23 protein-coding genes and 1 tRNA gene are annotated in these 26114 nt (G+C 72.0%); 14 read left to right on the top strand and 10 right to left on the bottom strand.

The annotated features are described in order from the left end of the window. Positions 1-214 precede the first annotated feature (214 nt). Complete coding sequence (locus ACILQ5_RS11590; protein ID WP_395658152.1) at positions 215-6325, top strand: isopeptide-forming domain-containing fimbrial protein; 6111 nt, start codon at positions 215-217, stop codon at positions 6323-6325. A 55-nt stretch (positions 6326-6380) separates the two neighbouring features. Here ACILQ5_RS11590 and ACILQ5_RS11585 read toward each other — a convergent pair whose 3' ends face one another. Next, complete coding sequence (locus tag ACILQ5_RS11585) at positions 6381-6860, bottom strand: CoxG family protein (protein WP_395658151.1); 480 nt, start codon at positions 6858-6860, stop codon at positions 6381-6383. Positions 6861-7009: 149 nt separating this feature from the next. Here ACILQ5_RS11585 and ACILQ5_RS11580 point away from each other — a divergent pair, with 149 nt between their 5' ends. Continuing rightward, entirely contained in the window at positions 7010-7192 is a 183-nt protein-coding gene (locus ACILQ5_RS11580; protein WP_395658150.1) for a hypothetical protein, read from the top strand. Here ACILQ5_RS11580 and ACILQ5_RS11575 read toward each other — a convergent pair. Further along, positions 7182-7829: a hypothetical protein gene (locus ACILQ5_RS11575; protein WP_395658149.1), complete on the bottom strand. Its 648-nt coding sequence runs from the start codon at positions 7827-7829 to the stop codon at positions 7182-7184. The genes ACILQ5_RS11580 and ACILQ5_RS11575 overlap by 11 nt on opposite strands. Positions 7830-7881: 52 nt before the next feature. Beyond that, positions 7882-9381, bottom strand: coding sequence for a cardiolipin synthase (gene cls / locus ACILQ5_RS11570; RefSeq protein WP_395658148.1), 1500 nt, complete (start codon positions 9379-9381; stop codon positions 7882-7884). Between the two features lie 86 nt (positions 9382-9467). Here cls and ACILQ5_RS11565 point away from each other — a divergent pair, with 86 nt between their 5' ends. Then, positions 9468-10640 (top strand): AI-2E family transporter, encoded by a 1173-nt coding sequence (locus ACILQ5_RS11565; RefSeq protein WP_395658147.1) that lies wholly within the window; start codon positions 9468-9470, stop codon positions 10638-10640. On the opposite strand, the gene ACILQ5_RS11560 is transcribed toward ACILQ5_RS11565, so the two are convergent. Next, positions 10624-10824: a hypothetical protein gene (locus ACILQ5_RS11560; RefSeq protein ID WP_395658146.1), complete on the bottom strand. Its 201-nt coding sequence runs from the start codon at positions 10822-10824 to the stop codon at positions 10624-10626. The two genes, ACILQ5_RS11565 and ACILQ5_RS11560, sit on opposite strands and share 17 nt — an antisense overlap. A gap of 169 nt (positions 10825-10993) precedes the next feature. Between ACILQ5_RS11560 and ACILQ5_RS11555 the strand changes: the two genes are divergently transcribed. The 6 genes from ACILQ5_RS11555 (at position 10994) to ACILQ5_RS11530 (ending at position 17293) form a co-directional block, all read left to right on the top strand. Beyond that, entirely contained in the window at positions 10994-11482 is a 489-nt protein-coding gene (locus ACILQ5_RS11555) for a DUF1269 domain-containing protein (protein ID WP_395658145.1), read from the top strand. Positions 11483-11509: 27 nt separating this feature from the next. Then, the gene (locus ACILQ5_RS11550; RefSeq protein ID WP_395658144.1) at positions 11510-11995 is read left to right on the top strand and encodes a DUF1269 domain-containing protein; all 486 of its coding nucleotides are present in this window, start codon (positions 11510-11512) and stop codon (positions 11993-11995) included. Between the two features lie 58 nt (positions 11996-12053). Continuing rightward, positions 12054-12470, top strand: a complete 417-nt coding sequence (locus ACILQ5_RS11545) for a hypothetical protein (RefSeq protein WP_395658143.1) — start codon at positions 12054-12056, stop codon at positions 12468-12470. 114 nt (positions 12471-12584) lie between these two features. Beyond that, positions 12585-15146 carry a LuxR C-terminal-related transcriptional regulator gene (locus tag ACILQ5_RS11540; protein WP_395658142.1) on the top strand — a complete coding sequence of 854 codons (2562 nt, stop codon included), beginning with the start codon at positions 12585-12587 and terminating at the stop codon, positions 15144-15146. Between the two features lie 81 nt (positions 15147-15227). Continuing rightward, on the top strand, positions 15228-15830 hold the full coding sequence (locus tag ACILQ5_RS11535) for an HdeD family acid-resistance protein (protein WP_395658141.1): 603 nt from the start codon (positions 15228-15230) through the stop codon (positions 15828-15830). After that, on the top strand, positions 15827-17293 hold the full coding sequence (locus tag ACILQ5_RS11530) for a hypothetical protein (RefSeq protein ID WP_395658140.1): 1467 nt from the start codon (positions 15827-15829) through the stop codon (positions 17291-17293). The genes ACILQ5_RS11535 and ACILQ5_RS11530 overlap by 4 nt, the downstream gene beginning before the upstream one ends. Here ACILQ5_RS11530 and ACILQ5_RS11525 read toward each other — a convergent pair. Further along, positions 17184-18140: a YhjD/YihY/BrkB family envelope integrity protein gene (locus ACILQ5_RS11525; RefSeq protein ID WP_395658139.1), complete on the bottom strand. Its 957-nt coding sequence runs from the start codon at positions 18138-18140 to the stop codon at positions 17184-17186. The genes ACILQ5_RS11530 and ACILQ5_RS11525 overlap by 110 nt on opposite strands. Before the next feature lie 108 nt (positions 18141-18248). Here ACILQ5_RS11525 and ACILQ5_RS11520 point away from each other — a divergent pair, with 108 nt between their 5' ends. Beyond that, positions 18249-18806 carry a potassium channel family protein gene (locus ACILQ5_RS11520; RefSeq protein ID WP_395658138.1) on the top strand — a complete coding sequence of 186 codons (558 nt, stop codon included), beginning with the start codon at positions 18249-18251 and terminating at the stop codon, positions 18804-18806. Here the strand turns inward: ACILQ5_RS11520 and ACILQ5_RS11515 are convergent. Further along, a complete protein-coding gene (locus ACILQ5_RS11515) occupies positions 18761-19681 on the bottom strand; it encodes a formylglycine-generating enzyme family protein (RefSeq protein ID WP_395658137.1) in 921 nt (306 codons plus the stop codon). The genes ACILQ5_RS11520 and ACILQ5_RS11515 overlap by 46 nt on opposite strands. A gap of 117 nt (positions 19682-19798) precedes the next feature. On the opposite strand from ACILQ5_RS11515, the gene ACILQ5_RS11510 reads away from it, so the two are divergent. Further along, complete coding sequence (locus tag ACILQ5_RS11510) at positions 19799-20131, top strand: hypothetical protein (RefSeq protein ID WP_395658136.1); 333 nt, start codon at positions 19799-19801, stop codon at positions 20129-20131. Positions 20132-20176: 45 nt separating this feature from the next. Further along, the gene (locus ACILQ5_RS11505) at positions 20177-20632 is read left to right on the top strand and encodes a PTS sugar transporter subunit IIA (RefSeq protein ID WP_395658135.1); all 456 of its coding nucleotides are present in this window, start codon (positions 20177-20179) and stop codon (positions 20630-20632) included. 9 nt (positions 20633-20641) lie between these two features. On the opposite strand, the gene ACILQ5_RS11500 is transcribed toward ACILQ5_RS11505, so the two are convergent. Beyond that, positions 20642-22504, bottom strand: coding sequence for a glycoside hydrolase family 15 protein (locus ACILQ5_RS11500; RefSeq protein ID WP_395658134.1), 1863 nt, complete (start codon positions 22502-22504; stop codon positions 20642-20644). A gap of 60 nt (positions 22505-22564) precedes the next feature. Further along, positions 22565-23974, bottom strand: coding sequence for a glucose-6-phosphate dehydrogenase (gene zwf / locus ACILQ5_RS11495; protein ID WP_395658133.1), 1410 nt, complete (start codon positions 23972-23974; stop codon positions 22565-22567). A 149-nt stretch (positions 23975-24123) separates the two neighbouring features. On the opposite strand from zwf, the gene ACILQ5_RS11490 reads away from it, so the two are divergent. Continuing rightward, the gene (locus tag ACILQ5_RS11490; RefSeq protein WP_395658132.1) at positions 24124-24606 is read left to right on the top strand and encodes a hypothetical protein; all 483 of its coding nucleotides are present in this window, start codon (positions 24124-24126) and stop codon (positions 24604-24606) included. Between the two features lie 62 nt (positions 24607-24668). Here the strand turns inward: ACILQ5_RS11490 and ACILQ5_RS11485 are convergent, their stop codons facing one another. After that, positions 24669-25235 (bottom strand): cysteine hydrolase family protein, encoded by a 567-nt coding sequence (locus tag ACILQ5_RS11485; RefSeq protein WP_395658131.1) that lies wholly within the window; start codon positions 25233-25235, stop codon positions 24669-24671. Positions 25236-25351: 116 nt separating this feature from the next. Here ACILQ5_RS11485 and ACILQ5_RS11480 point away from each other — a divergent pair, with 116 nt between their 5' ends. Beyond that, positions 25352-25864: a hypothetical protein gene (locus ACILQ5_RS11480; protein ID WP_395658130.1), complete on the top strand. Its 513-nt coding sequence runs from the start codon at positions 25352-25354 to the stop codon at positions 25862-25864. Between the two features lie 53 nt (positions 25865-25917). Here ACILQ5_RS11480 and ACILQ5_RS11475 read toward each other — a convergent pair. After that, a tRNA-Leu gene (locus ACILQ5_RS11475) sits at positions 25918-26001 on the bottom strand. Between the last annotated feature and the right edge of the window lie 113 nt (positions 26002-26114).

The following is a 26114-nucleotide window of genomic DNA, read 5'->3' as shown; positions in this document are numbered from 1 at the left end:
CCGGCGGGCAGCCGGTGTGGACCAGTTCCGACGTACCTGTGGAAAACCTGCACGCGCCGCGCGTCCGCTTGACACGATGACCGCTGGCCCCCCGCTCGGGGGAGCGGGCTGACCACTTCCTCACCGCCGTCCTGGACGGCACAACGACCGCTGGGGGGCCGTCATGGGTCGCAGTCGCGCGCACCGGACGACAGGGATCGGATCGCTTCACCGAGTGCCCGGGCTGGCACAGACCGTCGTGCTCGGCCTGGTCGCCGCGACGCTCGGCCTGCTCGGTGTCGCCCTCGCGGCCGCGCCGGCCCAGGCGGCCGGCACACCGGACCTCGACCTCAGCGGCGGACCCGCCGCGTCGGTCCTCTACGGGCGCACCGTGCCGGTCGACCTGACGGCAGCGCTCGGCGCCGGCCAGCCGAAGGGCTACAACCTCGCCTACCGGGTCGTCCTGCCCGCCGGGACGACGTACGTCGCCGGGTCGGCCGGCAACGACGGCGAGCCCACGATCCTGACCAACGCCCCCACCGCGGGCAAGACCACGCTGATCTGGCCCAACGTCGACGACCTCGTCGCGAGCTCCTCGCACACGCTGAGCTTCCAGGTGGACTACAACGACACGAGCGCGGCCGGCACGCCGAGGTACGACGTGGGCGACACGCTCGCGATCGACTCGGGCGCCTACATCTCCACCGACCCGCGCGACGAGACCGACTTCGACGCGCTCGGCAACGCGACGGCCGGGCCCGACTCCTACACCGGTTCCGACACCCTGAGCTCGACCACCGCGCTGACCGCGATCCAGATCCGCAAGAGCGAGCCCAGCCCCGAGGGCGAGATCCCGCGCGGCGTCCACGACCAGCAGGTCGTGTACACGCTGAAGCTCACCAACAACGAGGTCAACCCGACCAACGGCGTCCAGGTCGACGACTGGCTCCCGGCCGGGCTGGAGTTCCTGGGCTGCGCGGGCACCACGGACCACACGACCGACGCCCCGACCAACCCGGGCTCGGCGCAGGAGTACCCCGGCTCCGGGCCGATCGTCGTGACCCACCCGACCGCCGCGGAGGACTGCGTCGTGCCGGACCTGGTCGAGACCGTGAACGCCGACCCCGACGGGTCCGGCCCGCTCACCGCCGGCGTCTACACCCACGTGCGCTGGAACAACGTGGGGAACTTCGCCGCCAGCCAGGAGCGGCTCCTCACCTACGCGGCCGCCATTCCGATCCGCGAGAACACGATGACGTGGAGCGGCGCGACCCCCGCGACGACAGGTGCGCAGGCCTCGAACCTGGACAACAACTCCGGCCCGGAGACCTACGACGAGCAGCCGCTGCTCAACGGGGCCGTCGCGACCGGCACCTACCAGTCACCGGTGAAGCCGCCCTTCTCGGTGTCCGACGAGGGCACGCTGCTGCGGACGGCCGAGGACATCGCGATCCAGAAGTCGAACAACCTGCCCAGCCTCGACCAGGGTGACGTCACCCAGTGGACGATCGACGTGCAGGTCTCCGAGTACCGCTACGTCACCGACCTCGTGATCCACGACGTGTCGCCCGACGGGCTGTGCCCGCTGAGCGCGACGCTGAACCTGACCCACAACCCGAACGCCCAGGACGCCGAGTGCGCCGCGGCCCCGGGCAAGGGCCCCAGCGCGCCGTACACGACGGTCGAGGAGCAGGGCAACGGCACCTTCGACATGACGTGGACCAAGGCGACCTTCCCGACCCTGGCGAAGATCCAGCCGAACGGCACCCGCCAGCTCACCTTCTGGACCCGCACCCGGGCCAACTACCAGGAGAACTTCACCAACAGCACCCCCGTGCTGTCGCGCGACGCGGTCCACAACGACATCGACACCCACGGCGAGGACTGGATCCGCTGCGCACCGGCGGACCCGGACTGCACCGGCGCCGGCGCCCCGATCGACGCCGACGAGACCGACGGCACCACGGACTACGACGTCTCCGGCTCGGGCAAGGCCGCCACCGGTCCCACGATCCTCAAGACCGTCGGCGCGAACTACCCCGCCTCGGGCAACTGCAACAACCTCGCGGCGGCGGACTACGGCAAGACGGTGCCGCTCTACGGCCCCGGCGACTTCGTCTGCTGGAAGCTCCGGCTGGACTTCCCGGCCGACCTGGACACGCTCAGCCAGGACGTCTTCGACATCCTGCCGTCGGGCATCGACTACGTGGCCGGCTCCTGGCAGGCCACGAGCAACAACACGGTGTACGTCGGTCCGATCGACACCAGCACCGCGGGGCGCCTCAGCTGGCCCATCGGCACCGGCGCCGGCAACGACGACGTCGACACCGGCCACCAGGTCTTCGAGGTCACGATCAAGACGACCGTCGGTCCGCCGGCCGGCCACCACTCCGGCGACGTCGAGGGCAACCTCCAGAAGTTCTCCTACGAGAACACCCCCCGCAGCGCCTTCACCCTGCGCGACCGCACGGACTTCCAGCTCAAGATGCCGCAGCTGGCGCTAGTCAAGGGCGTGCAGCAGGTCGACAGCGGCCCGACGTACGGCCCCGACCACGACCACGTCGAGGTCCAGGGCAGCGACGTCGTCACCTACCGCATCGACGTCACGAACAACGGGCTGGCCAAGGCCTGGGACGCGAAGGTATGGGACGTCCTGCCCGCTGGCATCACCTGCGCCGACCTGGTCGGGGGCAGCATCTCCGACGGCGGGACCTGCAGCGCCGGACGGCTCCAGTGGACCGGCATCGACATCGCGAAGGCCGCGAGCAAGACGCTCACCTACCAGGTGACCGTGCCCGCCGGCGTGAGCCCGGCCCAGACCTTCGTGAACCGGGCCGGCGTCATCGAGTACACCTACATCGGCAACCACGACCAGCACGTCCTGCTGGTGCCGGACAACCCGATCGTCAAGGACCCGACCCTGACGCCGAACACGGTCAAGGCCGAGGACCCCTCCGACATCTACACCCCCGGTGCCGCCGTGGTGAAGATCCGGGCCACGTCGGTCGACGAGACCGGCAACACCGCGGCCGACCAGGCCACCATCGGTGAGCGGATCGACTACACGGTCACCACGACCATCCCGAAGGGCACCACGATCTACGGGATCCCGACGGTCGTCGACACGATCAACAGCCAGCAGCAGCTGGTGCCCGGCAGCATCTGCCAGGTCGCCTGCACCCTCGACGGCGCCGCGCTGCCCGGCACCATCACGGTCGCCGAGTCCCCGGCCGGCACCGTGAAGGCGACGTTCCCGGCGCAGTGGAGCAACACCACGGGCCACCCGGTGGACCTGGTGCTGCACTTCAGCACCACCGTGCTCGACGTCGGCGCCAACGTCCGCGGGGCGTCGATCCCGAACACCGCGGTCCTCACCTTCACCGACCAGGACGGTCACGTCCTGACGCCGTCGGGGTCGGTCTCGACGAAGGTGGTCGAGCCGAAGATCTCCCTGAGCAAGACCCACACGCCGGGTGGTCGCGTCTCCGCCGACCAGATCCTGAGCTTCGGGCTGACGGTGTCGGCGGCCGCGGACAGCAGCTCGACGTTCTTCTCGCCGGCGCACGACGTCGTCGTGGTCGACACCCTGCCCGCCGGGACCGACCCGGTCGACGGCGGCGGCAACCCGGTCGCCGACGGCGGCACGGTGCCGGGCGACGGCGGCATCTGGAACGCCACGACGCGCACGATCACCTGGACCAAGGCCACGACCCCGGCCCTGGCGAAGCTCGACCCCGGCACGTCGAAGACCCTCGGCTACCAGGTGCGCGTCGAGCACAACCCGGTCGGCGGACGGTCCTACACCAACACCGCCGACGCGACGACGAGCAGCCTGGACGGCTCGGTGCCGGGTGTCCGGACCTCGACGTCCGCGACGAACCCCGGTGACTACAAGGCACACGCGACCGACACCGTGAGCGTCCTCCTGCCGTCGATCACCAAGACGGTCACGCCCGACCCGACCACGATCGGCACCGCCGTCACCTGGCACGTGCTCGTCACCGTCCCGAAGCTGGTGCGGTACTACGACACCACCGTCGTCGACACCGTCCCCGACGGCATGGTCGTCGACGGCTACGGCCCCGCGACGTGCACCGCCGGCTGCCCGGGCACCGACCCGGCGATCGCGACGCTGCCCGTGGCGAACGGGAGCGCCGGGACGCTGGTCGCCGCGTGGTACCTCGGCGACCTCGCCCCGTCCGCCGCCAACCGCACCTACGACCTGGTGCTGCACGGCCACGTGGCCGACACCTACCGCAACGGTGGCGCCCAGGTGCTCGACGGCCAGTCGCTGACGAACTCGGCCTCGGTCAAGACCAACCGCACCGACAAGGTCACGACCGACCCGACGACGGTGCCCGGGTCCAACGACGACACGGCCGGCCCGGCGACCGCCGTCACCCACGTCCGTGAGCCGAGGCTCACCATCGACAAGTCGGCCGACAAGGGCCCGACGGTCAAGCCGGGCGAGGTCGTCACCTACACGGTGACCTTCCGCAACACCGGCACCTGGCCGGCGTACGACGTCGTCGTCACCGACCAGCCGGACTCCGAGCTGACCAACGTCGTGCAGACGGGTGGCGCGTCGTTCCTGGTCGACGGCTGGACCGACGCCGACCCGGACCTGCGCTGGGTCGTCCCCGGCCCGGTCGCCCCGGGGGCGACGGTGACCTTCACCTACACCGCGCAGGTCAAGGCGGCGGGAGTCGTGCAGCCGGACGCCCAGATCACGAACACGGCCTCGATCCCGGACTACTTCGGTGCCCCCTCCTCGGAGCGCACCGCAGCGCCGGGCACGACGTGGCGGGACTACCACGGGCCGAACGACACGGTCACCCTGACCGTGATCAAGTACGCCGACCTGGAGATCACCAAGCACGCCGACCGCACCACGGCCGTCGGTGGCGACGTGATCACCTGGACGATCGTCGTGATTAACCACGGGCTGTCGCCGGCGCAGAACGCCGTCGTGACCGACCACCTGCCCGACCACGCGACCTTCCTGTCGGTCACCCCGGGTGCACCGACGTGCACGAAGGCGGGCCAGACCCTCACCTGCACCTACGCGTCGATCCCGTCCGGGGAGACGCGGACCATCACGGTGCGCACCGAGGTCGGCGGGCTGCCGCCGTCGAACACGACGGTCCCCGAGCACACCCACCAGCTGACCGTGTCCAAGGTCGAGCAGGTCCTGTCCCTCCAGGACGGTGACTTCGCGACGTCCGACCTGACCTGCCCCAACGGCGGCTACCTCGCCGACGGGTCGGTCGAGGTGATGCACGTCGACCAGGACGCCGGCACCGCGGCGGACGTCCACGTCCTCCAGGCGAGCTCGATCAGCCCGAGCACCTACCGGTTCCGGGTGTGGAACGACACCATCGGCCAGGCCCAGGTCAAGCTGTTCGGGACCTGCCTGCCGCACGACACCGAGGTCACGGCCGGGCACTCGCACGGCCTCGACGTCGGCGGTCTCCTCACCCAGGACACGGGCCTGATGACGCCGGGCCGGCACAGCTTCGTGATCCCGGTCAGCAGCGGCCACCACGCCATCGACCCCGGCATCTCGCTGGTGTCCGGCGACGCGCGGCTGGTCGCGTCCGAGCCGGTCTCCGGCGGGTGGAAGTTCGTGGTCGAGAACGACGAGCCGGCCCAGGCCACCCTGAGCCTGCGTGAGCTCGGCGACAGCACGCTGCCGGCGCCGCCGTCCCAGCACCGCCACGCGCTCGACTTCCGGCACGTGGTCCGCACGGTCTCGCTGCCGCAGGGCGAGAGCGTCCAGCGGGTCACCTGCCCGGACGGCTACAAGGGTGTCGTCGGGACCTACGACCTGCCGCCGGGCGTCTACAGCCTCGGCAACGAGCCGCAGCCGATCAACCGCGACTTCCGCCTGCTGAACACCACCGGCGGGCACGTGGACGTCACCTTGGACCTCGAGTGCATCGGGATCCGGACCGGCCCCGCGCTCGACGAGGACGTCACGATCACCAACGCCGCCTCGGTGGCGTCGGCGACCTACGACCCCGACCCGAGCAACAACAGCGACTCCGACACGGTGCAGGCCACCATCAGCGCGGGGACCGGGGACCAGCTGGTGCCGCTGCCCGCGACGCTCCAGGTGGCCCCCAGCGGCGCCCGGGCGTCGGTGACGGTGCGGTGCGGCGACAGCTCCTGCCGGGGCACGCTGCAGCTCACCGCGCAGTCCTCGGGACGCCGCGTGGTCATCGGCACGGCGTCGTACCGGGTGCGCGCCGGGGACCGCGAACGGGTGCACATCCGGATCGCGCCGCGCTACCGGGACGCGGTCCGGCACCACCGGCTGCACGGGTTCCGGGTGCGCGCGGTCTGAGGCAGCACTGCCGACTCGGCGTGTCTTGCACCCGCAGGACCGCCGAGTCGGCGCGTCAGACGGCGATCTCCTCGGCGCCCAGGTGGTCGAGCAGGTTGCGGGCGAACCGGTCGCCCATCTGGTCGATCACGCTGCTCATCGTCCGGCGGACCGCCCGCCGCGAGGCGCGGGGCAGCGGCAGGTCGAGGGTGATCTCGAGCGAGGTCGTCAGCCGGGTGCCCGCCTCGACCTCCTCGAGCGCGTACCAGCCCTCGACCGACGACCGCTCCGTGGCGCCCGCGGGCGGGTCGTGGCGGAAGTCGATCCGGCTCGGCTCGTCGTAGGACATCCGCTCGGTGAACGCGGGCGCGACGCCCACCCCGAGCACCTTGAGCCCGGACATCTCCCAGCGCCAGTGGTCGCCGTCCTCGGTGATGCGGCGGACGAACGGCGTGAGCTCGGCGACCAGGGACGGGTCGGTCAGCGCCGCCCAGATCTCGGCGCGCGGCGCGGCCACGACGGCCTCGGCCCGGGTGTCGGCGGAGAAGCGGGTCATGCAGGTGCACTACCCACCCACGCCGGTTTCGATGTGCGCAGCGTCGACGAGGGAGTGTTGCGGAGGACACGCCGGCCCCGGGGTTTCGGCCGCCCGCCGGGCGGAAACGTCAGGACTGCACGCCCCAGCCCGATCCCGAGGAGGACGAGATGTCGATCGCCGAGCTCATCCAGGTGCTGCTGATGGCCTTCGTGCTCCTCGCCCCCACGCTCATGGTCGCGGTGCTCGTGTCCGGGCTGTCCCGACGCGCCGACGACCCGGCCGACCCGGTCGAGGCGTTCGAGACGTTCGAGACGTTCGAGGTCGCGGAGCCGGTCGGCGTCAGTCGATGAGCCGCACGCGCACCTGCGCCGGCTGCTGGTAGCCGACCGGGTTGTGGTGCCCGTCCAGGTCGACCCGCAGGGTGCGGTCGCCGAGGTCGAGCACCACGACCCCCTCGCCGAGCTCCAGCACGTCGCCGCGCACGAGGTAGTCCTCGCCGCCGATCCGCTCGAGGACCACCGCCGGCGGGCACCGCTCGACGTCCCCGAGGGCGACCGCGCGCAGCGTGGCGCGCCGGCGGCCGCCGTACCGGAACAGGAGCACCGCGACCACGACCAGCAGGCCGTCGGCGACGAGCGTGACGACGAGCGGCACCGCGCTGTCGACCTGCCCCTCGACGCGGTACGCCGACGGCTGGCTCTCGAGGACCCGCACCTGGAGCTCGCCGGCGGCGACCGCGTCGTCGTACGCCTCCTCGTCGACCTGGACCTGCCAGGTCTGCTGGTCGGGGTCGACGTCGGTGGGGAACGTGAAGGACAGCCAGTTCTCCTCGCCCCCGACGACGCGGTCGTCGACGACCGTGGCCGTGACGTCGGTGCCCGAGGCCTCGACGCGCTGGTCGGTCCAGGCGCTGTGGGCCACCGGCAGGTTGATCACCACCGCGAGCAGGATGACGAGCAGCGCACCCCGGCGGCGGGACCGGGTCACCTCGGGACTCCCATGCCGGCCAGTATCGGCCACGGCGCACAGCGCCGCGCCGTCACTGGAGCGTGGCGGTCAGCCGCATCAGGTTGTCGAGGTAGCGCTGGCCGCGGCTGCGGCCGACCCAGGCGTCGAGCGTCAGCTCCGTGGACAGCGAGCGGTAGACGTCCTGCACCTCCGACATCCGCGCCACCACGTCCGAGCCGGTCATCATCATGACGACCTCGTAGTTGAGGGCGAAGGAGCGCATGTCCATGTTGCTCGACCCGATGACGGCCACCCGGTCGTCGACGGTGAAGTGCTTGGCGTGCAGCACGAACGGCTCGGGGTAGAGCCAGATCCGCACCCCGGCCCGGAGCAGCACCTCGTAGTAGGAGCGCTGGGCGTGGGAGACCATGAACTGGTCGGCGGTCGCGCCGACGAAGAGCTCGACGTCGACCCCCCGCTGGGCCGCGGTGGTGACCGCGTAGAGGAGGGAGTCGTCCGGGACGAAGTAGGGGCTCGTCAGCGACAGCCGGCGCTCGGCGGAGTAGAGCATGCTGTTGAAGAGCCGCAGGTTGTTCTCGGTCACGAAGCCCGGCCCGCTCGGGACGACCTGCACCCCGACGTCCCTCAGGGCACCGGGCCGGTCGCTCGGCGGAGGCGGCAGCGCCGAGACGATGTCCTGCAGCCGCTCGCCGGTCTCGCTGTACCAGTCCGTCGCGAAGACGACGTTCAGCTCCTGGACCACCGGACCCTCGACCCGGGCCATCAGCTCGACCCACGCGCGGCCCAGCTTCTGGTTCTTCGGCTTGTTGTAGCAGGCCTCCGTCAGGTTCTGGGACCCGCTGAACGCGACCCGGCCGTCGACGACCAGGATCTTGCGGTGGTTGCGCAGGTCCGGCCGGCGGAACTCCCCCTTCAGCGGCATGATCGGCAGCATCGGGGACCACTGGATCTTGGTCGCCTTCAGCTTCTTGACGAAGTCCTTGTAGCCCGGGATGCCGCGCGAGCCGAGGTGGTCGAAGAGGAACCGCACGTCGACGCCGCGCTCGGTCGCGCGGACCAGCTCCTCGAAGAACGGGGTGGTCACCTCGTCCCAGGCGGAGATGTAGAACTGGACGTGGACGTAGTGCTCGGCGGCCGCGACCTCCTGGCGCATCGCCTCGATGGAGCCGTTGTAGTCGGCGATCAGCTCCACCGTGTTGCCGAACGACAGCGGGAGCACGCCGAGCTCGCTGTTGAGGTGGGCGAAGGACTGCACGAGCGGCGGGAGGGCCGCGCGCGCGACGTCGTCCCCGATCCGGTCGAGCTGGGCGGCGCCGAGGATCGCCGCGTTCACCTCCTCCTGCTCCTCGCGGCGCTTGCGGCCGACGGAGGTCCTGCCGATGAGCAGGAACAGCAGGAACCCGCCCCACGGGATCATGAAGATCAGCAGCAGCCAGGCCATCGCCGTCTGCGGCCGCCGGTTCCCGGGCAGCACGCCCAGCGCGATGACGTAGATCGCGATGGTGGCCACAGCCAGGACCACGGCGATGATGCCCCCGAGGGCGGACGCCACGCTCGCCCAGTCAGACATGCCGCCACGCTAGGGATCCCGGAGCGGCATCAGGTCACCCGAGTCGGGTGAGCCCGGCGGCCGGACGCAGGCCGGACGATGAGGCAATGTCGACGATGATCGAGCCGGCGCCTCGGTCCGGGCTGCCCCGGGCCCTGCTGCTGCTGCTCGGCATGGCCGCCGCGGTGATCGTCGTCGCCGGCATGAAGGCCGTGTCCGGCCTCCTCGCCCCGCTGTTCCTCGCGCTGATCCTCACCGTGCTCGCGCACCCGATCCGGCGCTGGCTGGACCACTGGATGCCGTCGTGGGCGGCCTCGGCGATCTGCATCGTCGTGGTCTACGTCGGGATCGTGCTCCTCGCGCTCGCCATGCTCGTGTCGATCGCGCGCTTCGCCGAGCTGCTGCCGACGTACGCCGACAAGTTCGGCGAGCAGCTGAGCAACCTCACGGCGTGGCTCGACAAGATGGGTGTCTCGCAGTCCGACATCAAGAAGGCCGAGTCGTCCTTCGACCTCGGCTCGCTGGGCGGGTTCCTCACCGGGCTGCTCGGACAGCTGCTCGGCATGGTCTCCAACCTCTTCTTCATCTTCGCCCTGATCCTCTTCATGACCTTCGACGCGAGCTCGTTCCCCCGCCAGCTCGAGCGGGCGCGTGCCGCCCGACCGCTGATGGTCGGCTCGCTCGAGGACTTCGCCCACCAGACCCGGCGCTACCTCGGCGTCTCGACCGTCTTCGGCCTGATCGTGGCGGTCCTCGACACGATCGCGCTCGCCATGCTCGGCGTCCCGCTCCCGATGACCTGGGGCCTGCTGGCGTTCATCACCAACTACATCCCCAACATCGGCTTCGTCATCGGCCTGATCCCGCCCGCGATCCTCGCGCTCCTCGAGGGCGGCCCGGGGCTGATGCTCGCGGTGATCGCGGTCTACTGCGTGCTCAACGTGATCATCCAGTCGGTGATCCAGCCGAAGGTCGTCGGCGACACCGTCGGTCTGTCCACGACGCTGAGCTTCTTCTCCCTGGTCTTCTGGACCTGGGTCGTGGGTCCCCTCGGCGCGATCCTCGCGATCCCGCTGACGCTGTTCGGCAAGGCCCTGCTGGTCGACTCCGACCCGACCGCGCGGTGGTTGCGTCCCCTCATCTCGAACCGGGACGAGCAGCCACCGCCCGACGAGGCGGACGACGAGACCGAGGCGGACGACGACACCGACGGGACCGACACCGCGGGCGACCGGCCCGGTGCGCCGGCCGCAGCACCGGAGGTCAGTCCGGGATCGTGAGCACCTCGACGACCTCGATGCCGAGGGAGTTGAGGAGGTTGAGCACGCCCTGGAGCTCCTGCTGGTCGGTCATCTCGCCGGTCAGCGTGGTGGTCGCGCGCTGGGTCCGCGCGGTCAGGTGGGGGAACGCTCCCGAGAGCTCGTCGGAGATCTCCGCATCGACGCGGATCATCATCCTGGTCATCGCCCTCGGTCCCTCCGATCGTCGCTCGGTGTGGACCAGACGGTAGGCGGCAGCGGCGCACGGACGCCTCACCGGAAACGGGCGAGACCTCCGCAGGAGCGTCGGATCCGGCGCGGATCACGCGGAACGGGTGAGCCCCGGGTCCTCCCGGCCGGGGCACCCTGACCGCGTGGCCACGTTGACGGTGTGGAGGTTCGACACCACCGCCGGTGCCGGGGAGGCGGCGGACATCCTCGCCGACCTCGAGCGCGCGGACGTCGTCGTGATCCAGGACGCGGCGACGGTCGAGTGGGAGGTCGGCAAGCGGAAGCCGAAGACCCGCCAGCTGACGAACACGACGGTCGCGGGCGCTCTCGGTGGCGGCTTCTGGGGGCTGCTGTTCGGGCTGATCTTCTTCGTGCCCCTGCTCGGTGCGGCGATCGGCGCGGCCACCGGTGCGATCACCGGCTCGCTCACCGACGTCGGCATCGACGACCGCTTCATCAACCTGGTCCGCGACCAGGTGACGCCCGGGACCTCGGCCCTGTTCGTCCTCACCAGCGACGCCGACGTCGACCGGATCGCGGAGGCCTTCGTCGGTGGACCGCAGGGCGAGCTGATCCACACCGACCTCACCCCGGAGCAGGAGGCGGCACTCCGCGAGATCTTCTCGGAGTGACGGCGACCAGGAGCCGAGGAGCATGCGATGCCCAACCTGACCATCTGGCGCTTCGACACCCCCCTCGGCGTCGACTCCGGCGAGCTGCGGCTCAAGCGGCTGGAGCAGCAGGGCGCGATCACGGTGCACGACGCGACCGCCGTGATCTGGATGCCGCGGGCCGAGAAGCCCGTGGTCCGGCACCTGCGCCACCGCAAGGCCAGCGCGACCGGGCAGGGCGCACTCTGGGGCGCCGTGCTCGGGACGCTCGTGCTCGCGCCCGTCGCCGGCGCGGCCGTCGGCGCGACCGCGGGAGCGGTCATCGAGCGGCTCCGCAACGCCGGCGTCGACGAGCAGACCATCGCGAACCTGTGCACCGCCCTGACGCCTGGGACCTCGGCGCTCGTCCTCGTGGCGAGCGGCGCGAAGCCCGAGGTCGTCGGCCCCGAGATCACCGCCAGCGGGGCCACCTTGATCCACGCCGAGGTCGACGACGCGACCTCCGATGAGCTGCGCCGGCTGTTCGAGGACTGAGCGGCGCTCGTCGGTTTCGGGTGACCCGCGGCCGTGCCCGACGCCCTAGCGTGCTGGCATGAGCACGACCTCCCGGAAGCAGGAGTACGACGTCTCCACCCGCGGCCTGTGGGCGTGGGGCATCGGGGCGTTCGCCGGGGTCGTCATGGTGACCGTCGGGCTGTTCCAGCTCCTCGAGGGCATCTCGGCCGTGCTCGAGGACGACGTCCTCGTCGTCACCCACGACTACCTGTACTCGATCAGCCTCACCGGCTGGGGCTGGATCCACCTCGGCGTCGGAGCCGTGATGATGGTGGTCGGCATCTGCGTGCTCTACGGGCAGACCTGGGCCCGGGCGGTCGGGCTCCTGATCGCGGTGCTGTCGGCCGTCTCGAGCTTCGCGTTCCTGCCCCACTTCCCGATCTGGTCGCTGCTCGTCATCACCCTCGACGTCCTCGTCATCTGGGCCCTGAGCTCCCTGCTCTCCAACAGCTGAACACCGACCTCCCTCCATTCGCTGCGGCTGTAGCGGATCCATGAGAGCCTGCCCTAGATTCGGACTCGAGGGGCCGGGCGCTCGGGGTCTGCCCCCGCAGGTGGAGGAGGCGCGATGTCGTCGCGACCCCAGGGACAGGCGGTGGCCGGCCACCTGCCCCGGTTGCCGCGCGCCTACGTCCCCCGCCACCGGCTCTGGCAGCGGCTCGAGGACGCGACCCAGGGTGCCGCCACGCTGCTGGTCGGCCCGGGTGGTGCGGGCAAGACCCTCGGCGTCGCCGGCTGGCTGCGCGAGACGGGACGCACCGAGACCTCGACCTGGGTGCGCGCCGACGCCGCCTGGACCCCGGCCCGGCTGCTCGACCTCCTGCACCCGGACCGGCTGGTGGTCGTCGACGACGCCCACGACCTGCCCATCGCCACCGTCCGCGCGCTCGACGACCGCCTGGAGCGTGATCCGGACTCGCTGCGCCTGCTGCTGATCTCCCGCTGGGACCTGCCGTTCACCCGGCTCTCCTCGGAGCTGCTCGGCCAGTACTCCGTGCTGCGCGGTGAGCTGCTCCGGCTCGACGAGGAGGAGTCCGCCGCCCTGGTCGCGGCGCACGTGCCCGTGGACGCCGCCGAGGTGTCCCGTGCGATCGCCGAGCGGACCCAGGGCTGGTGCGCCGCGGTCGTGATGACCGCGCGCGCCGTGGCCTCCTCGGCCGACCCGGTCACGGTCGCCCGGCGGTACGCCGCCGAGGGGGCCACCGTCGCCGACCGGGTCGCCAGCGAGGTGTTCGCGACCCTCCAGCCCCGGCAGCGCCACCTGCTGCTGTGCGTGGCCTCCGAGCCCGAGGTCACCCCCGACCTGGCCGTCCACCTCACCCACGACCCGCGCGCCGCCGAGGCGCTGGCCGACCTCGAGGGCATGGGCCTGCTGGTCACCCGCCTGCCGGACTCCGACGAGGGCGAGGGCGGTGCCCGCTACGCCATCCACCCCCTGCTCGCCGAGGTGGTCCGCCGTCGTACGACCGCCGGCGGCGTGGACGTCCTGCGGGCGGCGGCCACCGTCCAGCGCGCGGTCCGGCTCGACGTGGCGCGCGGTGCGACCGCCGATGCGTTCCGGCGGCTGGTCGCGATCGGTGACCAGCTCGGAGCGGCCGACCTGCTGGCGACCGTCGGACCCACCCTGCTGCTGCGCGGCCACGGGGAGGGCATCCACGCCTGGGCGCTCACCAACCCGTCCGCGGTCGACGTCACGCCGGCGTCCTGGTTCACCCTCGCGCTCGAGCGCTGGTTCACGGCTGCGGTGCACGACTCGCGGCACTGGCTGGACCGGATCGTCAGCGACCCGATGCCCGACACCCGGGACACCCGGATCCAGGTGGCGTGTGCCCGGGTGATGCGGGCCCGGCTGCGGCTGGAGCCGATGGCGGCCGCGGTCGAGCACGCGGACGCGGTGCTCGCCTCCGACGAGGCGGAGCCCGACGACGCGCTCGTGCCGATCCTCTGCTGCGAGCTCGCCGTCACGCTCAACTGGACCGGCGACCTCGACCGGGCCGGTGACCTGCTGAGCGCCGCGCTGCAGCTGGCGCGGTCGCGCGACCTCCCCGCGATGGTCGCCGTCGCGCTCTCGCACCTCGCCTTCACCCGCTACCTCAGCGGCAACGAGGCCGCCGCGGCCGAGATCGCCGACGAGGTGCTGACGGTCAGCGCCGGCCGGCCGTGGCAGGCGACCTTCTCCTGCGGCCGGGCCGCTCTGGTCAAGGACCTGGTGGCGCTCGCGGACCTGCCGGCCCTCGAGCTGGGCCGCGAGGTGCTCGCCGCCGAGCACGTGCCCGAGCACGCCGCCGACCCGGTGACCCGGTTCTGGGCCCGGCTGCGCCGGTCGCGGCTCGAGCTGGCCGCGGGGTCGCTCTCCGGCGCCGAGCGTGCCCTCGACCTCCCCATCGAGACGCCCGACCTGCCCGACGACGTGTGGGCCGTCCTCCAGCTCGAGCGGGTCTTCCTCGCCGGACTGGCCGCCGACCAGAGTCCGCTGACCCGGGTGCGGGACGAGCTGGACGAGCGGGGGTACGCCGGCGAGGCGGCGCTGGTCGACGGGCTGCGCGCGGACCTGCGCGGCGACCGGCGGGCCGCGGCCGCGCGCTACGAGCGGGCCGCGGACGGAGTGCGGCTCCGACAGCCGCCGGTCGGGCCGATCGCCCTCGTGGCGGCCGCCCAGCTGCGCGACGAGCTCGGCGAGCGCGACACCGGCCGCGAGCTGATGCACCAGGCGCTGGTCGCGACCGAGGTGCGGCGCAACGCGGTGCCGTTCCTCGGCTGGACCCGGCACGGCACCGGGGTGCACGAGCTGCTCGACCGCCAGGGCCGCGCCCGGCCGACCCCGTGGGTCCGGGAGCTCACCGCCGCGACGGCCGAGCTGGCCAGCATCGCCACCCACTTCGGACCGACGACCGCGGCCCCGAACGAGCGGGTCGACCTGCCCGACGGCGTCGTCGTCCCGGTGCTCAGCCCGCGCGAGCGCGACGTCCTCTACGAGCTGGCGCGCGGGTCGACGTACGCCGACATCGCGACCAACCTGTTCGTGTCCGAGAACACCGTGAAGACCCACGTCTCGAGCCTGTACGGCAAGCTGTCGGTCAACCGGCGCAGTGCGGCCCTCGCCGCCGCGCGCAGCATGCACCTGCTCTGAGCGAGTGCGCCAGCACGACATCGTGAGTCCACCCGAATCGGGCGACCCTCGGCCGTGCGCACGAGCACGACGATGGGGCGCATGAGCACCACTGCGCCCGACACCCGGACCGCTCCGGTCCCGCCCGCCCTCCGGGCGCTGGCCGACCACTGGGGCCTGGTCCTCACCTACGGCCTCATCACGCTCGGTCTCGGCGTCGCGCTCCTCGTGTGGCCGGACGCGTCCGTCACCGTCTTCGCCGTGCTGCTCGCGATCCAGCTGGTGGTCGTCGGGATCGTCCGGATCGTCCAGGCGCTGTCGACCGACCGGCTCGACGGCGCGGCCCGTGCGCTCGTCGGCCTGCTCGGCGGGGTCGCCCTCGTCGTCGGCCTCCTCATCCTGCGGGACCCGCTCCAGTCGGTGCTCGTGCTCACGATGGTCCTGGGTGCCTTCTGGGTGATCTCCGGAGTGATCGACCTGCTCCAGGCCGGTCTCGGCGTCGAGCGCGAGGGCCGCGGCTGGGACGTCCTGACCGGGGTGCTGAGCATCCTGTTCGGCGGGTTTCTCATCGTCGACACCGAGATCTCGCTGAAGCTGCTGGTGGTGCTCGTCGGGATCTGGTTGGTCGTCGTGGGCGTGGTGGCCACGGTCGCCGCGCTGCGGCTGCGCAGTGCGCGGCCCGAGCTGGCGGGAGGTGCAGCATGAGCGACGTCGAGCCGACCAAGGAGCCCACGCCGGAGCCCACGCCGGAGCCCACGCCGGAGCCCACGCCGGAGTCCACGCCGGAGGACACGCAGGAGGTCACGGAGCAGACCCGCGAGCTCTCGGAGGTCGAGGAGCTGCGGGCCGAGGTCGCGCGCCTCCGCGAGGAGCAGGCCGCCGCCCGCGTCGAGACCGCGGCGACCCCGGTGGTCGCCGCGCCGGCCGAGAGCCGGTCGGGCTGGTGGCGACCCGTCGTCGTCACGGTCCTGATCGCGATGATCGCCGTGCTCACCCCGCTCGGTGTGGTGGCCCGGTGGGCCAACAACGAGGTGGCCGACACCGACCGCTACGTCCAGTCGGTGGCTCCGCTGGCCAGCGACCCGGCCGTCCAGAACGCCATCACGAACCGGATCACCGACGAGATCTCCTCCCGGCTCGAGATCCAGGCCGTCACCGACCAGGCCGTCCAGGCGCTGGCCGACCGTGGGCTGCCGCCGCTCGCGGTGACCAGCCTCGAGGCGCTGGGCACCCCGCTGGCCAACGCCATCACCGGCTTCATCCACGACGCCGTCGCCAAGTTCGTCTCCTCCGACACGTTCAAGAGCGCGTGGGAGGAGGCCAACCGCCAGGCCCACACCCAGATGGTCGCGGTGCTCACCGGCAAGGACAGCGACACCGTCCAGGTCGACGGCAACACGGTGAGCGTCAACCTGGCCACGATCATCGACACCATCCAGCAGGACCTCGTCAACCGCGGCTTCAGCCTCGCCGGCAAGCTGCCGACGGTGAACGCCCAGTTCACGATCTTCCAGTCCGCCGACATCACCAAGGCCCAGAACGCCTTCCGGATCCTCAGCGCCATCAACACCTGGCTGCCGATCCTGGCGCTGGTGCTGCTCGGTGCGGCGATCGGCATCGCGCGGCAGCGGCGGCGCACGCTGATCGCGGCGATGCTCGTGATCGCCGGGTCGATGCTCGCGCTCGGCGTCGGCCTCAACGCGTTCCGCATCGTCTACCTCGACGCACTGCCCACGGACGTGGACACGGCCGCGGCCGGCGCCATCTACGACACGCTGGTCTGGTTCATCCGGCTCAACCTGCGCGCGATCCTCGTGCTCAGCCTCGCGATCGCGTTCATCGCCTGGGTCAGCGGCTCGGGCGGTGCCGCGACCCGGGTGCGGGGCGGCACGAGCCGGCTGATCGGCTCGGTCCGGGAGGGCGGCGAACGGGTCGGCCTCGACACCGGCCGCTTCGGCACGTTCCTCTACGTCAACAAGGCCGTCATCCGCGGCACCGTGCTGGGCCTGGCCCTGCTGGGCTACATCATGGCCGACCACCCGACGGGGGCGTTCACCTTCACTCTCCTCGTGGTCGCCGCGGTGGTGCTCCTGGTGGTGGAGCTGTTGTCCCGTCCCCCGGCCGCAGCCGCTGCCAGCTCGAGCGAGCAGCTGCCTCCGACGACCTGACGATGTGCAGGACCGTCGGGTCCTCCGACACCACCCGGCCCACGAGCGCGCAGCCGACCAGGATCGCGCCGAACCCGATCATCCAGGTGGAGATCGCGAGGATCACGCCCAGCGTCCCGAACTGCTCCGCGTTCTGGCGGACGTACGGCTCCATCACGAACCCCGAGCTCCGGGTGTACAGCACCTGGACCACGCCGGTGAGGACGGCGCCGAGGAGCAGCCGCTGCCAGGCCACCCGGCCGAACAGCAGCACCCAGGAGGTGACCAGCCAGGTGGCGGCCACCAGCACGACCTGCAGCCCGAACCGGGCCATCACCGGCAGCAGCCCGTCGGGGCCGTCGAGCAGGTGGAGCACGCCGCTGACGGTCTGGATGCTGACCAGCCACCCCATCAGCCAGAAGAAGCAGCGCCGGGTGCCGCTGACGCCGCCGATGTGCGGCTCCTCCCAGATCCGCTCGTACATCCGCTGGATCGCCCGCGCGAAGCTGGTCGCCGAGAACAGCGTGATCACGATGCCGATGACCCCGGTCTGGGCCCGGACCTGGTCGACGGTGACCTCGCCGGCGATCGTGCCGTCGCCGGTCGAGCCGAGCCCGGTGGCGTCGGAGAACTGGCCGATCCCGTCGTGCACCAGGCCCGGGAAGAACGCCACCAGCACCACGAACGTGGGGATCAGGGCCAGCAGTCCCTGCGCGGCGATGAGCATGCACCGGTCGATGAACTCGATGCGGACGAACTCGGTGAGCAGCCGACCGAGGATCGGGATCCGCTCCACCAGGTCCTTCGCCTGGTCGCTGCGAGCGCGGACCGCGGCGACCAGCCGGTGGCGGCGCGAGCCGACGTCCATGCGTGCCTGGCCTCCCGTCGTCGCCGCATCCGGCAGGATGGCCCCAGCGTGGGCGGGGACGGGGCCGCACCGCTCACCCGTAGCGGGTGAAAGCGAAGGAGGCTCGCCGTGACCGGATGGCGCCGGTTCCTGCGTCTCGGGATCGGCGTCGCGCTCGCGGTGACGGCGTACTTCGTCGTCCCCGTCGAGGTGAACGCCGAGGACGTGGCGATGCGGCTGGTGGTCAGCGTCCTCATCGTCTCCGTGCTCACCGCGGGCGTGATCTGGCAGGTGGTGCGGCACCTCGAGCACCCGCAGATGCGGGTCGACGGGCTGGTGTTCGCCGTGGTGCTGGCGGTGCTGGCGTTCGCACTGGGCTTCTACCGGCTGGAGATGGCCAACCCGGGGGAGATCTACGGGTTGAACACCCGGCTGGACTCGCTCTACTTCACCGTCTCCACCCTGCTCACCGTGGGCTTCGGCGACATCCATGCGCAGGGCCAGACCGCGCGGGCGATGGTCCTGGTGGCGATGATCTTCAACGTGCTGGTGGTCGCCACCGCCGTGACGACGCTCAGCAACGCCGTGCGGCGCCGGGCGCAGGAGCGGGTCGAGGAGCGCCGGCAGAACCCGGCGGCCGATCACCCGCCGGCGCGCACCCGCCGCACGCACCGGAACCCGAGGTGAGAGGTGCTGTCGTTGGCGCCGTTGCCCTGGCGGGCGCCGGGCCGGTAGCGCTGACAGTACTGCGGTGAGCACAGGTGCGAGCCGCCCTTGCTGACCATCCGGTCGGACTCCCCCAGCCGCATCGATCCGCCGCAGCAGGGCGAGACCTCCTCGGCCGGTCCGGCGTGCGAGCCGCTCCAGCGGGTCCGCGTCCACTCCCAGACGTTGCCGATCATGTCGTGCAGGCCGAAGCCGTTGGCGGGGTAGCTCCCGACCGGTGACGTGCGGTCGTGGCCGTCGGGGTCCTCGCTGCGCCACGGGAACGGCCCGTGCCAGGTGTTGGCCAGGACCGCACCGTCGGGCCACAGCTCGTCGGGCCACTCCTCGGCCCAGCCGAAGTCCCGGCCCACCAGCCCGCCGCGGGCGGCGTGCTCCCACTCCACCTCGGTGGGCAGCTCCTTGCCCGCCCAGCGCGCGTACGCCGCCGCGTCACCCCACGCGACGTGCACGACCGGGTGGTCGGCGACGGCGGTGCTGCCCGGGCCCAGCGGCGTCCGCCAGGTCGCCCCCGGCTGCCAGCGCCACCACTGGGTCCAGTCCCCGAGGTGGACCGGCCCGGGGGTCGGCGTGAAGACCTGCGAGCCGGCCACGAGCAGCGCCGGGTCGGCGCCCGGGAAGTCCTCCGGGTCCGGCGCGACCTCGGCCACGGTGACGTGCCCGGTCTCCTCGACGAAGCGCGCGAACTCGGCGGTGGTGACCGGGTGCACGTCGAACCACACGTCGCCGACCGGCGCCTCGCGGACCGGCTGCTCCTCGGCGTACCAGCCCGCACTGCCGATCGTGGCGGTCCCACCCGGCACCAGCACCATGCCCTCGTCCACGGGCCGCTCGCTCATGAACCAGTCCTACCAGCAATTCGGCTGTGCGCTCTTCCCCGGTGGCCGCGCTGGACGTACCTTGAGCTGTACAAGTGGGGTTGGTGGGGGTTCCTGCCGGGGGTGAGCAGGATGGCCGTGGATCTCGGCACGGTCGTCCTCGCGGTCGGCTGCGCGCTGGTCGTGGGGATGGCCGTCTGGTGCGTCAGACGCGTCGCGTACTGGCGCGACGTGGCGGAGCGTGCCCGCGCGGGTGGGCGCTGCCAGGTCGTCGACCTGCGCCCGGGCGACGTCGTCTTCGTGTGGGCCTACGTCCTCGAGCACGGCGAGTGGAAGCACGGCACGGTCGCGGACGTGGAGCACGACCAGCTCGACACGAACGAGGTGCAGCTCGTGCGGATCCGGCTCTCCGAGGGCGCCGCGTTCACGGCCAAGCCGTTCGCCCCCGCCTGGGTGCTCGAGGCGTCCTGAGGGCCGAGCCCCGGCGTCGGCCGCGGGCCGTGGAAGACTGACCGCATGGCCGACCAGCTCGTGGACGTCGACACCGCCTCGGTCCGCACGGACCTCGGATCCACCCTCGAGGAGTGCATCCGCGCCCTCGCGGCCCGGCTCGCCGGGACCGGCCGGCTGGCCGACCCCGAGGTGTACGTCGCCGACGTGCTCGCCCGCGAGGCCCAGGGGGCGACCGCGCTCCCCGGCGGCGTCGCCCTGCCGCACGCCCGCAGCACGGCCGTCCTCGTCCCCACGGTCGCCGTGGCGAGCCTGCCGACCGAGGTCACGGCCCCGAACGGCGAGACCTTCGACCTCGTCTTCCTGCTCGGCGTCCCCGCGGACGCGGCCGACCAGTACCTCCAGCTCCTGCGCAAGGTCACGACCGCGGTCGTGCGGCCCGGCTTCCGCGAGGACTGCCGCGGCGCCGAGACCCCCGAGCGCCTGGCCGCGCTCGCGGCGGGCGCCGTCGCCGGCCGCTGACCCGCGACCTCACAGCGACAGCTCGGCCCGCCGCTCCTCCAGCACCAGGCGGCCCGCGGCCTGGATCAGCGCGAGGTGGGAGAAGGCCTGCGGGAAGTTGCCCAGGTGCCGGGCCCGCTCGACCTCGAACTCCTCGGCGTAGAGGCCCAGCGGCGAGCGGATGCGCAGCAGCCGCTCCATCAGGTTGCGGGCGCGCTCGAGCTCGCCGACGTGGGTGAGCGCCGAGACCAGCCAGAACGAGCAGATCAAGAAGGTGCCCTCCTTGCCCGAGAGCCCGTCGTCGGTCTCGTCGGTCCGGTAGCGCAGCACGAACCCGTGGTCGGTGAGGTCCTGCTCGATCGCGTCGACGGTACGACGCATCACCTCGTCGGTCCCCGGCAGGAACCCGAAGAGCGAGGCGAGGAGCGTCGAGGCGTCCAGCGCGTCGGTGCCGTAGTGCTGCCGCAGCACGCCGGCCTCGCTCACCCCGTGCTCGAGGATGTCGGCCCGGACCTCCGCAGCGGCCGCCGCCCAGCGGGCCTCGAGCCGTTCGTCGTCCCGGATGGCGGCCAGCCGGGCGGCCCGGTCGAGGGCGACCCAGCACATCAGCTTCGACGACACGTAGTGCTGCGGCTCGCCGCGGGCCTCCCAGATGCCCTGGTCGGGCTGGCGCCAGACGGCGAGCGCGCACTCGGCCTGCTTCTCCACCAGCGGCCAGAGCCGCCGCGGCAGGTGCTTGCTACGGCTGGTGTGCAGCAGGATCGAGTCGAGGACGGCGCCGTACACGTCGTTCTGCCGCTGGTCGAAGGCCCCGTTGCCGATCCGGACGGGGCGGGCGCCCTCGTAGCCCGTCAGGTCGTCGCGGGTCGACTCGGTCAGGTCCCGGCGGCCGTCGATGCCGTACATGATCTGCAGGCTGCCGTCCTCGTTGGGCTCGAGGTCGGCCACGAACTGGATGAACTCGTCGGCCTCCCAGTCCAGGTTGAGGTAGTGCAGGGCCTGGAGGGTGAAGGTGCTGTCGCGCATCCACGCGTAGCGGTAGTCCCAGTTGCGCTCCCCGCCCGGGGTCTCCGGGAGCGAGGTGGTCAGCGCCGCGACCGTCGCCCCGGTCGGCATGTAGGTGAGGCCCTTGATCGTCAGCGCGGAGCGCTCGAGCGGGTGCCGCAGCGGGTGGTCGGGGATCCGCGCCCGGGCCAGCCAGCGGCGCCAGAACCGGATGGTGGTGTCGATGCGGCCCATCGCGTCGTCGACGCCGCTCGGGAGCACCAGCCCGTCCGCCCAGGAGAGCGCGCACCAGGCCCGCTCCCCCAGCTCGAGCACGTGCCGGCCCCGCACCGAGCTGCCCTCGACGCCGAGGAGCAGGCTGGTGCCCAGGCGCAGGCCCTGGCCCGCGCCGGTGGCGTCGGCGATGCCGCCGTGCTCGCCCTGGAGCTCCCAGACCGCCGGGTGCCGCCCGTAGTCGAACGCCGGCTCGCAGACCAGCTCGACCTCGACCGCGCCGTCCACGCACTCGACGACGCGGACCAGCATGTGGTCGGCGTCGTCGTCGGCCGGTGGGCGGGTGTGCGGGGTGACGGTGTCCGGGCTGGTGCGCGGCCCCATCGTGAGGGCGTCGTGCACGACCACCCAGCCGCTGGGCGTGTGCCAGGTCGTCGTCAGGACGTTCGTGCCGGGCACGTAGGTCCGCGCCGTCGGCTGGGTGATGCCGTAGGGACCGAAGCGGAACGAGCCCGCGCCGCGGTCCAGCAGGTTGCCGAACGCGCTGGGCGCGTCGAAGGCCGGCGGGCACAACCAGTCCACGGACCCGTCCGGTGCGACGAGCGCCCCGGTGTGGCAGTCGGACAGGAAGGCGTAGTCCGCGATCGGCGGGAACGGCGAGTCGGACAGTCCCATCGGTCCACCGTCGTCGACGCGGCCCGTGCTGGCATCACCCGATAGTGGTGAGGCGGTCGGTCACCCGGGCAGCCAGGGCTCGCGCCAGCCGCCCACGTCGGCGGCCAGCGCGTCCGCCGCGGCCGGGCCCCAGGTGCCCGGGACGTAGGGCTGCACCGGCGGCGGGTCGTCGAGCAGCGGCTGCATCACCCGCCAGGTCTCGTCGATCGCGTCCTGCCGGGTGAACCGGGTGCTGTCACCCCGCATCGCCGCCCTCAGCAGCACCTCGTACGGCGTGGGGCCCTCGCCGCCCTCGTTCGCGAACTCCATGTCCAGCTCGATCGGCGCGGTGCCGCCGACGTCCGCGCGGCGCGCGTCGACGACCAGGCGCACGCCGGTCCCGGGGTCGAAGCGCACCACGAGCTCGTTGCGGTCCGGGCGCCGGTCGCGCGGCAGGAACCCGAGGTAGGGCACCTGCTTGAAGATCAGCCGGACCTCGGTCTGGGAGGTCGCGAGCCGCTTCCCGGCCCGGATGAGGAACGGGACCCCCTCCCAGCGCCAGTTCTGGATCTCCAGGCGCAGGGCGGCGTACGTCTCGGTCGTCGAGTCGGGAGCCACCCCGGCGATCGAGCGGTAGCCGTCGTACTGACCGCGCACGTAGTGCGCCGGGTCGGCCTCGACGACCGCGTGGAAGAGCGCGACCTGGGCGTCCTTGAGCGAGCCGAGGTCGCCGCGCGAGGGCGGCTCCATCGCGGTCGCCGCGACCACCTGCATCAGGTGGTTCTGCACGACGTCGCGCAGCGCGCCGACCGGGTCGTAGAAGTGGCCGCGGTCCTCGACGCCGAACCGCTCGGCCATGGTGATCTGCACGTGGCTGACGTGGTCGCGGTTCCACAGCGGCCACATCATCTGGTTGGCGAAGCGCAGGTGCAGGATCTCCTCGAGGCCCATCTTCCCGAGGTAGTGGTCGATCCGGTACAGCTGCGACTCGTCGACGTGCTGGTGCAGCTCGTCGGCCAGGGCGCGGGCCGACTCCGCGTCGTGGCCGAAGGGCTTCTCGACCACGATCCGCGCGTGCTGCGCGAGACCCGCGTCCGCGAGCCGGCCGACGACGGTCCCGAACAGCGACGGCGGGATCTCCAGGTAGAAGACCGGCAGCGCCGCCGTACCGATGGCCCGGCCGACGCGGTCGTAGGTCGCCGGGTCGGTGAAGTCGCCGCTCACGTAGGAGAACCGGGCCGCGAGGCGCGCGAAGACCTCCTCGTCCAGCGGCTCGCCGGTCTTCTCGATCGAGTCGCGGGCGCGGGCGACCAGCTGGTCGACGCTCCAGTCGTCGACGGCGACCCCGACGACCGGGCAGTCGAGCACCCCGCGCCGCTCCAGGCGGTAGAGCGAGCGGAAGGTCATCACCCGCGCCAGGTCGCCGGTGATGCCGAAGACGACGAGGACGTCGGCCGGGGCGTGGGCGTCGGTTCCGGCCGCAGGGGCCATGGCTGCCTCCGAGGAGTGGGTGACGGTCCAGCCCGCCCACCATGGCTTGCCCGGCGGCGGCGGGATTCACCCGTACGGGGTGAAGTCACCCCCGGAGGGCGGTGCCAGCCTCGACATGGCCGACTGCGGCCGGAACCGGAGGTCACACCATGAGCAGTCACCAGCTGGACCCGCGGAGCATGGCGGATGCCCAGAGCGTCAGCAACTTCCGCACCGGCGAGGCGCCCGCCAACTACGTCCGTGAGTCGGCGTGGGTCGTCTGGGTGCAGTTCGCAGCCGTGATGCTGATGCTCACCGGCTCGGTCCACCTGATCCAGGGCTTCGTCGCGCTGTTCAACAAGGAGGTGTACGCCGTCGGCAGCAGCGGGCTGACCGTCAGCGTCGGCTACACCACGTGGGGCTGGGTGCACGTGATCTGGGGCGCCCTGGCCATCCTCGTCGGCTGCTGCCTGCTCGCCGGTCAGTGGTGGGCGCGCTTCGTCGGCGTCGTCATCGCGTTCTTCAGCGCGATCGGCCACATCGCCTTCCTCCAGGCCAGCCCGGTGCTGGGCGCGGTCGCCATCGGCATCGACATCGTCATCATCTGGGCGATCATGGTCCACGGCGGCGAGCTCAAGAAGCCGAAGATCTGACCCAACAGAGCACCGCCGAGTCCGGGCGTGCATGACGCGCCGACTCGGCGGTGCTGCCGGCGTCACGCCAGCGCGTCGAGCAGCTGCCGGGTCGTCACCACGGTGGCGAACTCACCGTGCAGGTTGGTCGCCGTGGCCCGGGCCAGCTCGTCGGCCGTCATGACCGACCCGTCCGGTCCCGCCCGGTCGAAGGTGTGGGTCGCGTCGAGGACGAACGCCACGTCGTACCCGAGGTTGCCGCCCACCCGAGCCGTGGTCTCGCAGCAGTGGTTGGTGGTGATGCCCACGACCACGATGCCGGTCAGCCCCTGACCGCGCAGCCAGGCATCGAGGTCGGGCTCGCCGTGGAAGCTCGAGTTGACGCTCTTGGTGACGACGAGGTCGGGATCGAACCGGTCGAGGTAGGGCTTGAGCCGGTTGCCGGGCTGCTGCGGGTGCAGCGGACTCTCCGGGTTCGCCGACTCGTGCCGGACGTGGACGACCGGCCGCCCGCTCCCGGCGAACGCGGCGACGAGCGCCTCGATGTTGGCGTCGCAGGCGGGGTTGTTGCGCGGGCCCCACCACGGGCTGTCGAAGCCCTGCTGCACGTCGACGACCACCAGGGCTGTCCGGTCCATGGCTCGCTCCATGGCCCCATCGTCCGGCCGCAACCCGACCGCTGCCAAGCGGGGACCTAGCCCAAAGTCACCGTACGACGAGACTCTGGTCGGTGTTCCCCACCGCGGGAGGTTCCTAGCCTCGAGCCATGACGAGCTCCAGGTCGCCGGGCGAGGCAGCCGAGACCATCGGGGGGTTCGGCCGGCAGGACCGGCTCTGGGTGATCGGACTGTTCGGTCTCGGGGGCGCCGTCGTGGGCGCCATCCTGCCGTACGCCGCCCGGCTGGCGGCGGACCTGCCGTGGATGCCGTTCGAGGGCCCGGTCAGGCTGCTCGGGGACTCCGACCAGCAGTGGCTGCTCGTGGGCAGGCCGCTCCTCGGGCTGGTGGCGGGTGTCGTGTTCTCCGCCTGGGTCATCATCAACACCCCCGTGCTGCACCTCTCGGGCGAGGGCATTCGGGTCGAGCGACGCGGTGCGGTCGAGCGCGTCATCGACCGGTCGACGGTCGCTGCCGTGTACCGGCGACGGTCGCACACCGTGATCGAGACGAGGGAGGGCCGGCGCCTCTTCGACGACGAGGTCGAGGGCGACAAGACCGCGATCCGCGACGCGTTCGTCCGTCTCGGCTACCCCTGGGAGGGCCCACCGCCGGGCGCCTGAGCCAAGGCGCACATGACAAAGGCCCCGGATCCCAGGATCCGGGGCCTGTCACGTGCGCGAGGGGGGAGTTGAACCCCCACGCCCTTTCGGGCACACGGACCTGAACCGTGCGCGTCTGCCTATTCCGCCACTCGCGCGTGAAGCGGGGGCAAGGCTATCCCAGCGCGTCGCCTCCGCCCAAACCGGGCCGTCTGCGCCGGTCCCGTTACGATCGTGGCAACCCGGCACCGCCGGGCCTGCGACCTGCCGT

The sequence above is a fragment of the Nocardioides sp. genome (assembly GCF_044226305.1).
In the GTDB taxonomy this organism is placed as follows: domain Bacteria; phylum Actinomycetota; class Actinomycetes; order Propionibacteriales; family Nocardioidaceae; genus Nocardioides.
This window is presented reverse-complemented; position numbering and strand designations above follow the sequence as displayed.

Excerpts from the sequence above, each read along its gene's own strand:
- ACILQ5_RS11585 (WP_395658151.1), bottom strand. The coding sequence starts at position 6,860 with ATGACCCGCTTCTCCGCCGACACCCGGGCCGAGGCCGTCGTGGCCGCG.
- ACILQ5_RS11580 (WP_395658150.1), top strand. The coding sequence starts at position 7,010 with ATGTCGATCGCCGAGCTCATCCAGGTGCTGCTGATGGCCTTCGTGCTC.
- cls (WP_395658148.1), bottom strand. The coding sequence starts at position 9,381 with ATGTCTGACTGGGCGAGCGTGGCGTCCGCCCTCGGGGGCATCATCGCC.
- ACILQ5_RS11565 (WP_395658147.1), top strand. The coding sequence starts at position 9,468 with ATGTCGACGATGATCGAGCCGGCGCCTCGGTCCGGGCTGCCCCGGGCC.
- ACILQ5_RS11560 (WP_395658146.1), bottom strand. The coding sequence starts at position 10,824 with ATGACCAGGATGATGATCCGCGTCGATGCGGAGATCTCCGACGAGCTC.
- ACILQ5_RS11550 (WP_395658144.1), top strand. The coding sequence starts at position 11,510 with ATGCCCAACCTGACCATCTGGCGCTTCGACACCCCCCTCGGCGTCGAC.
- ACILQ5_RS11545 (WP_395658143.1), top strand. The coding sequence starts at position 12,054 with ATGAGCACGACCTCCCGGAAGCAGGAGTACGACGTCTCCACCCGCGGC.
- ACILQ5_RS11540 (WP_395658142.1), top strand. The coding sequence starts at position 12,585 with ATGTCGTCGCGACCCCAGGGACAGGCGGTGGCCGGCCACCTGCCCCGG.
- ACILQ5_RS11535 (WP_395658141.1), top strand. The coding sequence starts at position 15,228 with ATGAGCACCACTGCGCCCGACACCCGGACCGCTCCGGTCCCGCCCGCC.
- ACILQ5_RS11530 (WP_395658140.1), top strand. The coding sequence starts at position 15,827 with ATGAGCGACGTCGAGCCGACCAAGGAGCCCACGCCGGAGCCCACGCCG.
- ACILQ5_RS11525 (WP_395658139.1), bottom strand. The coding sequence starts at position 18,140 with ATGGACGTCGGCTCGCGCCGCCACCGGCTGGTCGCCGCGGTCCGCGCT.
- ACILQ5_RS11515 (WP_395658137.1), bottom strand. The coding sequence starts at position 19,681 with ATGAGCGAGCGGCCCGTGGACGAGGGCATGGTGCTGGTGCCGGGTGGG.
- ACILQ5_RS11505 (WP_395658135.1), top strand. The coding sequence starts at position 20,177 with ATGGCCGACCAGCTCGTGGACGTCGACACCGCCTCGGTCCGCACGGAC.
- ACILQ5_RS11500 (WP_395658134.1), bottom strand. The coding sequence starts at position 22,504 with ATGGGACTGTCCGACTCGCCGTTCCCGCCGATCGCGGACTACGCCTTC.
- zwf (WP_395658133.1), bottom strand. The coding sequence starts at position 23,974 with ATGGCCCCTGCGGCCGGAACCGACGCCCACGCCCCGGCCGACGTCCTC.
- ACILQ5_RS11490 (WP_395658132.1), top strand. The coding sequence starts at position 24,124 with ATGAGCAGTCACCAGCTGGACCCGCGGAGCATGGCGGATGCCCAGAGC.
- ACILQ5_RS11485 (WP_395658131.1), bottom strand. The coding sequence starts at position 25,235 with ATGGAGCGAGCCATGGACCGGACAGCCCTGGTGGTCGTCGACGTGCAG.
- ACILQ5_RS11480 (WP_395658130.1), top strand. The coding sequence starts at position 25,352 with ATGACGAGCTCCAGGTCGCCGGGCGAGGCAGCCGAGACCATCGGGGGG.